We start from the raw sequence: 14,196 nt of genomic DNA, 5'->3' as shown, positions 1-14,196 counted from the left end.
AGCATTCAGCCGTCAGCCTTTGGCACATCAAGTACCGTGCGCGTAGCCCATTAGCTGTTCGCGTAGCGTGCGCGTAGCGCATTAGCTGAATGCTGATAGCTTACCACCCAACAACCTGATCAACTTACGGCCATCCCTTACCCTTGCTCAGCTGTTGGAATCTTCAGTTCCCTGTAATCGCCAACCGGGTTTAACGACCTGATTTCTACTACGAGCAATCACCAAGCTATCGTTTGGCACATCCTTGGTAACCACAGAACCAGCTGCCACAGTGACATCCTCTCCTAAGGTCAGTGGTGCCACCAAAACACTATTCGAGCCAGTCTTAGTGCGATCGCCTATCTGGGTTTTATGCTTTTTAACACCATCGTAATTGGCAGTAATGGTACCTGCGCCAATATTCACTCGTGACCCTAGGGTAGCATCTCCCAAATAAGATAGATGAGAGGCATTAGTGCGATCGCCTATCTGAGTATTTTTCAGTTCCACAAAATTTCCAATACGGCAGGATTCTCCTACTTGGGCATGACCCCGAAGATGAGAATACGGACCAATACGGGTGCCATCTTGAACCACAGAATCACTTACCACTGAATATAGCACCGTCACCTTATCACCCAACTGGCTATTTTCAATCAGACTCCCTGGGCCAATCCTGCTACCAGCACCAATGACAGTCTTACCCCGCAAATGAGTTTGGGGCTCGATGGTGACATCAGGTTGCAATTGGACAGTCTCATCAATGGTGATACTGTTTGGGTTAATTAATGTCACCCCTGCCTTCATCCAGCCATCCTTAATCCGCTCTTGCAAAATCTGCTCAGCCATGGCCAGCTGTTTACGGTCATTAATCCCGAGAATTTCGTGGGTTACTTCCACATCCACTGCCATTACTGGCTCAACCATGGTAACCGCATCCGTTAGGTAATACTCATTTTGGTCATTATCCGCAGACAGTTTTGGTAGGACCAAAGCCAATTGAGACCAGTTGAAGCAATAGACACCAGCATTGATGCGGTTATTTTGCTTTTGAGCATCAGTGCAATCCCGGTGTTCCACAATCTGTTGCAGCTGATTGTTACTATCACAGAAAACCCGTCCATAGCCCGTGGGATTCGGCAAATGGGCAGTTAGGATCGTAGCGCCATTGTTATGGGCTTGATGGCTTTCTAATAGTTGTTTAATGGTGTCGGGACGCAACAATGGAACATCACCATTTAAGACCAGTAAGTCTCCCGTATCGTCTGCCAAGTGGGGCAACAGTTGCTGGACGGCATGACCAGTACCCAATTGCTCTTTCTGTTCAACGAATTCTACATCCGTGTAGGCGCTCAGACTTTCTTTTACCCGTTCACTCTGATAGCCACAAATCACCATCACTCGCGAGGGGTTAATAGAAACACAACTGTTGAGCACTCGCTCCACTAGAGTTTGTGAACCCAAACGGTGACAGACTTTGGGCAGGTCAGATTTCATGCGAGTTCCGCGTCCTGCCGCTAGAATTGCTACTGCAACCATAGATTAGCTTTTTGCTTCCATCTTTGCATCCCTATCATACTCACACTTGACCTCAGTTTGATGTCATAAATGGGCAGTTTTTTTTAAGATGCAGGAGAGAGAATTAATAATTCAGGAGAAGAATGATGAATCTATTGGGAGAATAAATATAATTATTACCGATAAAACTCTGATTAATTGCTAATTAGCTTAAAATTAACTTATTATAAGGTCAGCAGTCAGCAGTCAGCGGTCAGCGGTCAGCGGTCAGTGGTCAGTGGTCAGCAGACGTAACTCAGATTAAACAAATGGTTACCTGTTTTATTCAAAAGCACCTTAAGTAGCGTGCGGGTAGCGCTATAGCTGATAGCTGATAGCTAAAAGCTGATAACTGAAAGCTATTAGCTTTCAGCTAATAGCTGAAAGCTGAAAGCTGAAAGCTGATAGCTGATAGCTGATCTTAACTATCAACTCTCAACCAACGCTTTTTCCAATGAGAGGTTGGTTCAAGTAAAGAGTTTTGCTGCTCTAGGCGGCGTCGGTGTAAAATGCCTGAGGCTGAGTCTGATAAATTCGGGTCTCGGTAAGGCACAGCAGCACGAGTTTGCAAATGTTCTTGCTCTCGGATTGATAAGCTAGGTAAATTAGCTTCAGTAAAGCTAGCTATAGTACCGGGTTGTCGATTTCCTACTTCAATGGTAGATCCAATCGTAAACCCAGCTGTGATCAGGGCAATTCTAACTGCTGCGGCACAAGAGTAGGTGGCTAGTCTACCGGTGTCTGAGCAACATTGGGCTAAGTGTTGAATAAATTCTAGGGTCCATAATTGAGGACAGTTAGGTGGGGAAAAGGGGTCAAGAAAGATAGCATCGGCTTGGAAGTTACCTTGTTGCACCTGTTGGATAGTCTCTCTGGCATCACCGAGATATAGTTGAGCTTGGAATTGCTCGGTTTCAACCAGTCCAGTAGTTGCCAGAGCCTCTAATAGTTGGGGGATAGGATCACGAAAGTGATTCAGCCAACCCTGAGCGATCGCAGCTTGTGGTACGGTAGAGTCTAATTCTAGGGCAACCAGTTGGACATGGCAGTGGGGATTTTGTGTCCAAATTTCCCCTAGGGCAGCAGCGGTGTTGTAACCTAGACCATAACAGATATCCAACAACCGTAGCACTGGCTGTTGGGCTTTTTGGGCTAGTTGGCAAGGTTTGACAAACTTCACCTGGGCTTCTTCTATGGCACCTTGTCGGCTGTGATAGGATTCACCAATTTCTGAACAAAAAAAGGTAAATGAGCCATCAGCAGTCATTTCCGGTGTGAATACCTTGTTATCGGGCATTAGGGATTTTAAAGGTTGAAGGTTATGGGGTTGAAGGTTGTCTGTCAGAATGCAGAATGTAGAATGCAGAATGTAGAATTCCAAATTCATAAGCATTCAGCCGTCAGCCTTCAGCTGTCAGCCGTGAGCCACGCTACACGAACGGGAGAATTTAATAGTTCGAGATTAATGAGAATTGAAAGTCTGAGGAAAAGCCCATCTAAGCCTATGCGCCTAGCGCATAGGATGATGGCTGATAGCTGAATACTTACCCAAATTCTAAATTCTAAATTCTAAATTCTAAATTCTAAATTCTAAAATGTTGAAGGTTGAAGGTGATGGGGTTGTTCGCCTTTGGCGTTCCTGTCGGGTAGGTTATTTGCCCAACATCGAACATGTAACCTGCTAACTTTCAACGCTTCTAGTTGGTAGGCACTGCCCACCATCGGATTATTGAAACTCCCCGCTCTAAAGAGACGGGGAGTTTCAAAAGAATTGGCGTTGCTGAATTAAGGTATAATTTAAATAATTACACAGAGAAGGATCTGGAACATCCCAAAATTTAAGATAGTGAATTACCAGAATGTCGCCACATTTCCTCGGATTTGGAGTAGCAAAAACTTTTTCGCTTGATAGACTATTTGGGTCCTGATCTTAACTAAGCTGTTGTGCATTTTAAATGCACAACAGCTTATTACTTACGACTCAAACGCCGAGGTCTAAACTTCGGTAGTGGTAAACAAGTAGCTAAACCACTACATCTTTACCACTACCTAAACTTGTTACCTCGTCCAAACGTTATTCGCGTTTAATGTTCCTATCCCGGCCCACTGTATTTGATTTTGATTAATCAGAGTACCTATTTGACACTCCCCGCCCTGTAAGGACGGGGATTCTTGCTTCAACGAGGTGACTTGTTTAACCAGGCCGGAGCCAGGAAAAATAGAGGTCTCTTCTCCACAAGCGTATTTAGTCTATGACCTAGGTTTCGGTGTGCCCCACCGTACCTAATCTAGTTAACAAGTTCGATAAACTTTTTCTTGATCTTATGTTTTCGTAGATATCCAAATCGTTAGATTTGATTATGCAATAAGCTGAGCTCTTAGCTTATTTTTTACATCATCTACTTATTTTAAGACTATGTTTATCTATAACATTATTGGTTTTTATCTTAACACGATGCGATAAAACCGTCAAGTCTTAATTTAAAAAAAAGCCGTCCTATAAGGACGGGGCTTTAAACCCAAATTTTTTGGTAAACTCGATCATCTGGGAAGTTAACTCGTATTACATCTGGGTCACTACAGATCACAACACCACGCCCATTTGGACGAGTACCCATAGTGATAGTAACCTGCATATCCTCCACTGTAATCTCAGATTGACCCTCAGATTGACCCCATGTTCCTGCTATACTCATCATTTACCTCTTGCTGTAATTAATTTCAATCAACACATTGATCATAGAAAATCTAACCCTGGCTTGACATTACCCTTGAGGGTACCTTTGATGTTAAGAATTATTACTGACATTAATCGGCATTGCATAGTAGGATTGACTTGGGTTGATTATCTGGCGAGAAATGTGATGCTATTACTCCCGGGAACGCAACTCCTCAAATCAGACCCTGATTCAGCAACGCCTAAGAATTAATGGCAAAATCCTGTTTCTCCCTAAGCTGAGACTATCAAAATTCAATCGAACCAAACCCTAGTCTATGACAGATCCTTTTCAAACACCCCACAGCGGATATCACTGGGACGGTAAGAGCGGACGCTTTTTTGAAGGTTGGTACTATCGGGTGACTTTACCGAATTGTGGTCAGACCTTTGCGTTTATGTATTCCATTGAAGACCCCATTGGTGGTCAACCCTATAGTGGTGGTTCAGCCCAAATTCTAGGCCCTGATGATCAGTATCTGTGTCGTACCTTTCCCCATCCGGAAGAGTTTTGGGGGTCATCGGAATCCTTAGGTCTAGGACATTGGGGTAAAACTAAATTACAAATTACTCCTCAATACCTTAACCCCGATAAATTTGAGTATCAAATCAAGGAAGGATATCAGGCTACAGCTACCTTGAATCAAGGGTTTATTCGGGACCCAGCCAGCGGAGGCTATTGTGATTGGCGCTATGAAATTAAACCGATTTATGGCTGGGGAGATCTGGGAAAAGCCCAGCAATCAACCGCTGGCTGGCTTTCGTTTTTACAGATATTTGAACCAGGATGGCAAATCTTGATGGCCCACGGTTTAGCCACTGGCTGGATTGATTGGAATGGTAAGCTCTATGATTTTACCAATGTCCCGGCCTATGGGGAAAAAAATTGGGGTCGTGCTTTTCCTAAGAAGTGGTTTTGGCTCAATTGCAACAGTTTTACCGATCAACCAGACCTGGCTCTAACTGCTGGTGGTGGTAGACGGGAAGTAGTGGGGTTGGCAGAAGCAGCTGCTTTGATTGGCATTCACTACGAAGGTAAATTTTATGAATTCGTGCCCTGGAATTCAGAAGTAACCTGGCAGATCCAGCCTTGGGGAAATTGGCAGATGCAAGGGCGCAATGGTGAGTATGAAGTAGAGTTAACTGGTACAACCGATTTACCTGGTACACTTCTACGAGCTCCCACGGAAAAGGGATTAAATTTCATTTGCCGAGATACTATGCAAGGTCAGCTGAAGTTGGAACTTAAACAACGACGTGGGGATAACGTTGAACCGATTTTGATAGCTGAAAGTAAGTTATGTGGATTAGAAGTTGGTGGTGATTCTTGGGAGAAACCTTGGAATTCTTCGGCTAAATTGCCTTGGGTTTTGTGAGACTATCCTGCCTTGGGGAGGGGTGCATCTCATATTTGAAAATCTTGGGTAGGGTGCGTTAGGGGGAGCCCTCATTTTCTCCCTCGTAGCCATGGTTATGTTGCTGCCCGTAACGCACCACCGGGTCAAACAGCTTTTAGGAGATGCACCCCTTGGGGAGTGTGGGGCCCGGGCGCGGGGAGGGTGGGCATATGGGGAGATGGGGCAAATTTTTATTAAGGCTAATTAGCCGACATTATATAACACCAGCATATCGGCAAATTTGCTACTTATTGATAGTGTTATTGGGCTACTAATACTTGGGTATTTTTTATTTTATAAAAGTCAACTAATCCACATAGTATAGCAGTCGCCAGGGTAATTAGGACATGACAAAAGTCTCAAACTACAGTATGGCAATAGTTTAACTTCTGACTTCTGACTTCTGCTATAGTAAGTCAGCTCGCGATCGCTTTTAGATTCAAAGTTTACGTCAAATAGCGTAGTACTTCGGAATAATTACTTAATTTTTATTGTCCGGATCGACTCAAAAATTTAATATGACTCTTGACTTTCAAAGGCTGAGGTAGCAAGAGCCATAAAAACCTTACTATATAAGGCTTTGAGTACAATTTAACCTATGGGCTGAACTGATTAACCAGTAAGGATTTAAGCTTGTCTGTCACCCCCCATAAAAAAACTATCAACGACAATGCTCACAAATAATTCACAAAGCAATGATTACCTAAATAAAGTGTTCAGATTGCTAATATTTGTTGAGTTTTTTATTGTCCAGCTTGACTCTAAAATTTTTTTCTGGTTAATATACATATTGGCTTTCAAATTTTTGAATTTAAAAGATGGCTTATGGGGCAATTTTAGCCCTAAATAGCTTAGCATATCAGGCTTTGATGCCAATGATTAAGCATGACTGGTTACAGTTGCAAATTAACCATGATTTATTTTTTTTAGTTTTGGCTTGCAAAAACTCAATCAATTGCAACGATTTGCAGGTTGGTTTATACTACGAAAGTCTCACGAATTTTATAGTTATAAAAGGAGAAATAAATTATGGCTGGTGGTGATTTTTCAGTTGATTTTGCAGCGGCAAATCCTGAGACATACGATCACAGTACAGGAGGAGGAACTTACGGTGATGGAGGAACGACAACTACCGTTGAATCTTTACAAGCTGGAGATTTTGAATGTGACGATATCGTTTCTTATTTTGCTGTAGTTACCGTAGATCAGAATCCAGCAGATGCGAATCAAACTATCGAACTTGATTTTTCATTTTTAGCTGATACAACTGGTCAATCAGGTGCTGCTATCAGCGACATTGTTAACGTAGAAGTAAATCCTGGCGATACTGGCAACATTGGTGATAATGACAGTACAGCTACTCTCACCAACGAGGGATTAACGGGCGATCTATTTCAGTCTGGCTCTGAGTTAGAGGGAACAGTAACCATTGATAACTTGGAAGCTGGAGAGCAGGTAGTTGTTCGTATTGATGTCCGTCTTGATTGCCAGGCTGGTAGTAATCCTACAGGTAATTTACAAGGGGCGTTAACAGGTGGTCGAGTTATTTCCCCTGTACAAGAAGGAATTAATACCGGAGAACAAACAATTCCTTTTCAACAATTCGGCAATTTAGATGTGCCACCTCTTCCTGACCCCATACTTGAACTTGAAAAAACAGCCAATGTTACAGAGGTTGATGAAGCGGGAGATGAGATCGAATATACCTATGAAATTACCAACACAGTTGAAGGTTCAGAAGCAACTAATATTACCTTAGTTGATGATAACTTTACCTCTGACACTGGCGATGATTTTAATCCAACTTTTGTTAGCGGTGATACTGATGGAGATGGTAATTTAGACTTTGGGGAAACTTGGGTATATCAGGCTTCCTATACCGTTACTCAAGCAGATCTAGATAATGGGGTTGATCTGGTTAATGTTGCTACTGCTGATAGTGCGGAAACCGAGCCAATCACCGATGATGCCACAGTCGGTGTAAAGCCGATGCCTGGTGTGGATCTGATCAAAGATGTAGCACTTACCAACGATGCTGATTCATCTCAAGATATTAGTGCAGGGGACGAACTTACCTATAGCTTCACTCTTGAAAACACGGGTAATGTCACCTTAACTGATGTAGGAGTGACAGACCCCTTACCTGGTTTAAGTGGGATCGACTTTGGTACTTTTGACGGAACTTTAGACCCAGGCGAGGAGGTAACTGGTACTGCTACCTACACTGTAACTGCAGCTGATGTTACAGCAGGTACAATTGAAAACACTGCTACCGTAGCTGCCGAAGACCCACAAGGCGAGGATATTACAGATACGGACAGTGAGATAGTTGATCTACCTGAACCAAAACTGGAGATCGACAAGATGTTTGTAGATTTTGTCGATAATGACGGCAATGGTATTGTTACTCAAGGAGACGATCTCAACTATACAATTAAAGTCAGTAGCACCGGAGATGCGAATTTAACTGATGTTACCGTTAGTGATCCCCTGACAGGACTTGATGAAACTATCGAGTTCCTAGGTGCAGGTGATATGAAAAGCTTTGAGGTTATCTACCGCGTATCAGAAACAGATGCACTCACCGGTCAAGTTCTCAACACTGGAATTGCTGATAGTACTCAAACCGATCCAGTACAAGATACTGTGGATGTACCTGTTAAATTGGCTGTGGATATAGACATTAAGCCCGGTTCCTTCCCCAGCTCCTTCAATTTAAGGGGTAACGGTACCGTACCTGTGGCAATCTTCGGTACCAGTGTTTTCGACGCGACTTCCATTACGGAAGTTTGCTTAGAAGAGTTTATGCCTGGTCCGTCTACAGGAGAAGGCTGCACCGAGGATATCAACTTTGAGGATGTGAACGGTGACGGTATTACAGATGCTGTAGCCAAGTTCAGTAAGCCCGATTTGATCGGTGTTTTAGACACAGATAGCGAGTTTGCTATGCTCACTGGCATGACAAGCAATGGGGTGATGTTTGTTGGTGTGGGCGACGTAAACGTTACCCAGGTGTAAAACACACTTCTGTATATTTACCCAACTTCCTCTGCTTCTGGTTAATTCCCCTATATCTACGTTCAAGATCAAAAAAACCCCAGCGGGTAGCTGAGGAATAAGTCAAGGTGCATCTACTATTCCTGAATCCAACCGGGGTCTACCTAGATCCGGAAATATTTCCAAAACATAGGGAAATGCGATATAGCGTTTTTCATGAGCTAAGGTACACAGGATTTTTTCCGACTTCCCTGCTCCGAAGTCCCTGCTCCGAAGTCCCTAAAATCCACTCCTAGTCAGTACCTCACCCAATTGAAAACTGCTATATAGCACTACGCATTCAGATGTTTTACATTGTCTTGATGCAGTCGCTCATGGGGGGAACCCCCAAGACCGTAATGGTGCGTTTTCCGTTGGCGAATTAAATTCGCCACGGGTCGCACCTCTGCATCGCTCCTAAACTCCGAAACTTAGTCATAGCTTACTTCTGACTTCTGACTTCTTACTTCTTACTTGCGCGTAGCGCTATATCAACCCAAAGACCGCAGAAAATTACCTAAACCGACACCAATAAACGTAGCTACTGCATAACCGAGAGTACCGCAAAGAATCGCTGGAGTAACTAGCTTATCCCACTGCCGTGCTGTCGCCATAGCCGCTGCTGTAGTTGGCCCACCCATATTAGCATTCGACGCAATTACTAACTCAGCTAAATCTAAACCCAGCAATCGTCCAACTCCCAGTAGCACTAACAAATGGATAGCGAGAATTAAACCAGCAAAGATAAACAGAACTGATCCCACTCGTAGCACTATTTCCACATTAGCGCTGGCACCAATTACAGCAAAAAATACCTGCATCAGCAGATAGCCAATTTTTTCTGCTGCGGTTATCCTACCCAAATAACTTGGGAATAGTGTCGCTAGCATCACAATTAAAACCGTTTCTACCAGAATTCCCCCTTTGTTGAAACCCAACCAGCTAGCGAGACCATAACCTACAGCACAAATGGTCATACTAATGGCTAATGCCAAACTGATATTGATAACAGAGAGTCCTTGTCGAGACTGGGAGTCAAAGACACTAAACTGACTAGAATTAGTATTCTCCTGAGAGCGCTGGTTAGGGAAAATTCCCCGTAGCCACTTCATGGAAGGTAAAGCAAACAGCACTAAAAAGTACAAGGTCATCACTAAATTATCTGCTGCTACCCCAGCACTGAGTAAATCTCCTGCTCTTAATCCAGTGCTTTCAGCGGTTGCCGCAAAATTAACAGAACCACCAATATAGGTAGCACAAAAAATTGCTGCCAACTGCCAACCTTGCTCTCCTAAAGGAATGAGATAGTAAGCCACTACTGTTCCTAGGATTGTTCCCACTGCACCAATGCCATAGGCAATTAAGGTAAACCCAGCCTCCCACACAATCCGAAACAAATCAGCTTGGAATAGTAGTAAAGGAATAGCTAATGGAACTAAGTAAGACCAGACCACACCATAGGCGGGAGCATCCGGTGGGATAATCCTAAGATTAGATAGGATGAACGTTACCAAAATGGTGACAACAGCCCCAGATAGTTTAGCTCCCCAAGGAGTTCGTTCTGCCCAGAATCCAATTGTTGCTGCTGACAGCAACACAGCCCATAGAGCGAAATCTTGATTAGGATTTATAAGAGACGTTGTCATGTTTTTTAGGAATGCTTATCTAAAAGCTTTTCAAATAAACTTTCCGATGCCCAAAACGATGTATTTTTAAGATTATCGACAACAACAGGTAAATTGATAAGTTTCATAGTAGCTGCCCGGTCTAAAATTCCCAAAATACCTGTGATGGTTAATCCTCGTTCTTTTGCTATGCGCCTTGCCTTCATATCATCTAGCAAAATTAAATCTGCTGTGAGTTCTTGAGCTAAAAGAATAGCTGCCAGTTCTCCGGGGTCTAGCAAATCTAGAACTGAATCGGAAGATAGGCTAACGGGTCTAATTTTCAGCCAAGGGGGTGGGGTGGCAATCCAAGTTTGCACAGGTGGTGGGGCAGCCACATCTGATAGCTCGTCATACACTGCTTGGGGAATAATGATTTGCCCAAACAGTTGGGGTAGCAGGTTAATCTGCCCAATCAGGATTAGGTAGTTAATCGGGGAAGTATTAGAAACAACGATCATCCAGGGTTGGCAAATAGATTGTCCAGGGTTTGGCTATCTTCGTCTAGGTCAGCTTCGGTGTAGGGAAGGTAAGCTTTTTCCTCCTTGAGGAATTGGTAGGTTTCCCAGCGAGAAGAAAAGTTAAGGATTCTGCGGACTTGGGCAGCACCAAGGTGACCTTGACGATAGCGATCAGCCACAATCAGTTCAAGGATTCTGCGGGAGAGGTCACCTACTTGGAGTTGACTAGCGATTTCATCGGGGAGTTGGATCGTAATTTCCATAGGGGTAATCGGAGTCTGTCCATAGATGCAGTTTAACTCCAAAGTTAGGGCAGCAGTGTGTGAGAGCCTAGCTAAACTCCGACAAATCAACTAAAATAAACCCGTCAGCTGTCAGCCGTCAGCTGTCAGCCGTCAGCTTAAAATAAACCTTCCGTAGCGTGCGCATCGCGCAAACAGCAGGATTTGATAATGCTTACCTGTTTTATTCAAAAGCTGAACGCGCACGGGTGCGCGTAGCGCATCAGCTGATAGCTGATAGCTGATAGCTGACATCACTCAAACTTCCAAATCTTAATAGTATTATCTTGAGAACTACTAGCAATGGTAGCACCATCATTGCTAATAGCAACCGTAGTGACAGCGCCTAAATGATCTGTAAGAGTATAGAGCAATTCACCACTACCAGGATGCCAGATTTTGACAGTCTTATCGGCACTACCACTGATTAAGGTATTACCTTGAGGGCTAATGGCAATAGATTTAACAGCATGCCCATGTCCGGTCAGAGTAAGCAACGGTTTTTTTGGTATTTGTAAATACCGATCCCTCTTGAGCAACCACATGTTAATGGTTTTATCAGCACTGCCACTAATTAAGATTTTACCACTAGGGCTAAAGGTGAGTGACTCTACCGATGCCGAATGTCCAGTAATGGTTGCGCTGAGCTTACCAGTTACTAAATTCCAAAGCTTAATGGTTTTGTCAGCACTACCACTAGCTAGCAGTTGTCCATCTTTACTAATAGCTACAGCGTTAACTGTTCCTAAATGGCCAAACAACGTTGTCTGTAATGATGCCTTCTTCAGGATCCAAAGCTTAATAGTCTGATCGGCACTACCGCTAGCAAGTAATTGCCCATTGTGACTAATTGCCAAACACTTTACCCAAGCTGAATGTCCACAAAGGGTATGAATTAAATTTCCCGTATACTCATGCCATAGTTTAATGGTATGATCCCAACTGCTACTAGCGATAATTTCTCCATCTGGACTAAAGCTAACCGCCTCAATCACATTTAAATGTCCTGAAAGTTTAGCCACCACTGTTTTAGCTTGCCAGTTAAAAATCGTGATAGTTTTATCTGTACTACCACTAGCTATAGTTTCTCCATTCGGGCTAAAGGCGATAGAATTAATTCCACTGGACTCTTCGGAAAAAGTATGTACACATTTCCAAGTAGGAGTATCAAATTTAGGGGTAACTGTTGTAGATAAAGACGTTACTGGTATAGCAGCGAAATCCTCTGGTAAACCAAGTGCTCCGAGGACTTGAGTAGCTGATTGGTAGCGTTGGTTTGGTAAATTCTCTACCATTTTGTTCAGGATGCGAATAAGCGGATCACTCACAGGTTGCCTGAGGTAATCGACCCAAACCCACTTCCCTTCTAGACTATTAAACATATCAAAGGGGTGAACATTGGTAAGCAGATGAATACAGGTAACCCCTAAACTGAACAAATCACTGGTTGCGATCGCTTTTCCCATCAACTGTTCCGAAGCCGTGTAAGCCGCAGAGCCAATCATTGTTCCCGTTCGTGCTAGCACAGTTTTTGTAGTCAGCTTAGCAGCACTGAAATCCACCAGAAACAGTTCGCTCCCCCTTCCCCCCCAAGAATAAAACCTCTTCCTGGTTTTTCGTGTTGGTAACTGGGACAAAGAGGACTCAGGAGGAGGGCGACGAATGATATTGTGGGGATTGATATCCCGATGAATTACCTGATGACTATGGATAAAGCGCAGCACTGGCAGCAATTCAATCAGGACTTGCCGAACCTGGTTTTCCCTAAACGTCCCTTCTGTTTCCAGTTCTGTGGCTAAGCTTTCCCCCTCGATATACTTGTGGACTAGAGCAGGTTCTCCTGCGATACCTAATTGATGATCTGCTTCAAAATAGGCCAGAAGTTCCGGAATCTGAGGATGTTGTCCCAGCACTTGCAGCCTAGTAGCTTCTTGGCGGAACGACTCAGCCGCTTTCTGAGCATTGTTGGTATCCTGCTGTTGTAAGGATAACTGTTTGATGATACACTTACCATTGCTATCCTCCGCCTCATCCACCCCCAGAAAGGTGCGCCCCATACCACCAATACTAATTAGCCTAACAGCACGGAAGCGTCCGCCTAATCGTAATCTAGTTCCACAATAGGCACAAAATCTGGCCTGATCGGGATTTTGGGGATGTTGGCATTTAGGATTAAGACAGTAGCTCATGATATGGGGTGGTCAAGTCGAAGGGTTGGCAAGTTGACAAGTTAGCCAGTTGACAGATTTGTTGAAAGTTTTCCCCGAGTTTTCCCCAAGTTTTCCCCATTGTTAACGGTTGCTAACCTACCAAGAAACGTCAGCTGTCAGCCGTCAGTTGTCAGCCGTCAGCTTAACAGAAACCTTCAACCTTCAACCTTCAACAACCCAACCTTCAACAACCCAACCTTCAACCTTCAACAACCCAACCTTCAACCATCCAGTTGACGCACCCCTAACCCAAAGGCTTTTACACACTACCGAAAGTTGGGATTGGACTAGCATTCTGACGATTGAAGCTGGGTAGATCAACCCGGGTGATATTGCGGCTTCTGACCGCTAGTCGGTAACTGACACTCTGGAGTTCTGCATGGAGTTGTCGGTTTTCTCGCTGTAACATGGTCACCTTCTCCTTGACTGGTGCCATCCGTTCCGAAAACTTCTGGTGATAAATTTTTGGTAGCTCTTGTACAACTTGTTCTAGCTGACGGGAGCGCTCGGTTAATTCTTCTACATTATCCCGCAATTGCTTAATTTCCGTGTCACGGGTGGCAATTTGCTGTTGATAAAATTCCACCTGCTGCTCCACATCGTGCAACTGTTCTCGCAAGACCACCATCTGAGCCTTGTGGCGCTCAGAAACCTCTTGGGGAGGTTTGAAGTTAGCATTCCCTTTCACCAAGCGGAATAGTTCTTGAGACAGCTGCTGCACTAACTGGTCTCTAAGCTGCAACTCTTCCCGCAAGTGAGATACTTCCGTTTGCAGAGCTGATCTCGATAGGGTTTCAATCTGCCTCACCATGGCTTACCACTCCAAGTAACTATACAATTTTCAATAGTAGATGGCGACCGGGGGTGTCGATCACTGATCACAATAAATACTGTT

12 protein-coding genes are annotated in these 14,196 nt (G+C 44.0%); 3 read left to right on the top strand and 9 right to left on the bottom strand.

The features are described from left to right. Nucleotides 1-147: 147 nt before the first annotated feature. From glmU to F6K64_RS26840, 4 genes are all read right to left on the bottom strand, one after another. Nucleotides 148-1,518, bottom strand: coding sequence for a bifunctional UDP-N-acetylglucosamine diphosphorylase/glucosamine-1-phosphate N-acetyltransferase GlmU (gene glmU / locus F6K64_RS26855; protein WP_287266846.1), 1,371 nt, complete (start codon nt 1,516-1,518; stop codon nt 148-150). 439 nt (nt 1,519-1,957) lie between these two features. After that, nucleotides 1,958-2,929 (bottom strand): tRNA (5-methylaminomethyl-2-thiouridine)(34)-methyltransferase MnmD, encoded by a 972-nt coding sequence (locus F6K64_RS26850; protein WP_008181947.1) that lies wholly within the window; start codon nt 2,927-2,929, stop codon nt 1,958-1,960. Nucleotides 2,930-3,126: 197 nt separating this feature from the next. Then, nucleotides 3,127-3,258 (bottom strand): hypothetical protein, encoded by a 132-nt coding sequence (locus tag F6K64_RS26845; protein ID WP_267872008.1) that lies wholly within the window; start codon nt 3,256-3,258, stop codon nt 3,127-3,129. A gap of 791 nt (nt 3,259-4,049) precedes the next feature. Then, nucleotides 4,050-4,235 carry a hypothetical protein gene (locus tag F6K64_RS26840; RefSeq protein WP_287255992.1) on the bottom strand — a complete coding sequence of 62 codons (186 nt, stop codon included), beginning with the start codon at nt 4,233-4,235 and terminating at the stop codon, nt 4,050-4,052. A 295-nt stretch (nt 4,236-4,530) separates the two neighbouring features. On the opposite strand from F6K64_RS26840, the gene F6K64_RS26835 reads away from it, so the two are divergent. Both F6K64_RS26835 and F6K64_RS26830 read left to right on the top strand, forming a co-directional pair. After that, complete coding sequence (locus F6K64_RS26835) at nt 4,531-5,628, top strand: tocopherol cyclase family protein (protein ID WP_008181943.1); 1,098 nt, start codon at nt 4,531-4,533, stop codon at nt 5,626-5,628. A gap of 1,050 nt (nt 5,629-6,678) precedes the next feature. Further along, the gene (locus F6K64_RS26830; protein ID WP_287263677.1) at nt 6,679-8,667 is read left to right on the top strand and encodes a CLIPPER-2 domain-containing protein; all 1,989 of its coding nucleotides are present in this window, start codon (nt 6,679-6,681) and stop codon (nt 8,665-8,667) included. A 509-nt stretch (nt 8,668-9,176) separates the two neighbouring features. Here the strand turns inward: F6K64_RS26830 and F6K64_RS26825 are convergent. The 4 genes from F6K64_RS26825 to F6K64_RS26810 form a co-directional block, all read right to left on the bottom strand. Next, nucleotides 9,177-10,331 carry a DUF819 family protein gene (locus F6K64_RS26825; RefSeq protein ID WP_071106746.1) on the bottom strand — a complete coding sequence of 385 codons (1,155 nt, stop codon included), beginning with the start codon at nt 10,329-10,331 and terminating at the stop codon, nt 9,177-9,179. A gap of 5 nt (nt 10,332-10,336) precedes the next feature. Continuing rightward, entirely contained in the window at nt 10,337-10,810 is a 474-nt protein-coding gene (locus tag F6K64_RS26820) for a PIN domain-containing protein (RefSeq protein WP_071106747.1), read from the bottom strand. Then, nucleotides 10,807-11,073, bottom strand: coding sequence for a UPF0175 family protein (locus F6K64_RS26815; protein WP_009149390.1), 267 nt, complete (start codon nt 11,071-11,073; stop codon nt 10,807-10,809). Before F6K64_RS26815 ends, F6K64_RS26820 begins: the two co-directional genes overlap by 4 nt. Before the next feature lie 272 nt (nt 11,074-11,345). Next, nucleotides 11,346-13,280 carry a WD40 repeat domain-containing serine/threonine-protein kinase gene (locus tag F6K64_RS26810; RefSeq protein WP_287266844.1) on the bottom strand — a complete coding sequence of 645 codons (1,935 nt, stop codon included), beginning with the start codon at nt 13,278-13,280 and terminating at the stop codon, nt 11,346-11,348. A gap of 99 nt (nt 13,281-13,379) precedes the next feature. Between F6K64_RS26810 and F6K64_RS26805 the strand changes: the two genes are divergently transcribed. Beyond that, entirely contained in the window at nt 13,380-13,538 is a 159-nt protein-coding gene (locus tag F6K64_RS26805) for a hypothetical protein (protein WP_154659887.1), read from the top strand. A 22-nt stretch (nt 13,539-13,560) separates the two neighbouring features. On the opposite strand, the gene F6K64_RS26800 is transcribed toward F6K64_RS26805, so the two are convergent. Continuing rightward, nucleotides 13,561-14,112, bottom strand: a complete 552-nt coding sequence (locus F6K64_RS26800) for an Npun_F5560 family protein (protein ID WP_009149385.1) — start codon at nt 14,110-14,112, stop codon at nt 13,561-13,563. Between the last annotated feature and the right edge of the window lie 84 nt (nt 14,113-14,196).

Source organism: Moorena sp. SIO3A2, from assembly GCF_010672265.1.
Lineage (GTDB): Bacteria > Cyanobacteriota > Cyanobacteriia > Cyanobacteriales > Coleofasciculaceae > Moorena > Moorena producens.
Note: the sequence above shows the minus strand (reverse complement) of the source record. Positions and strands in the feature narration are given on the sequence as shown.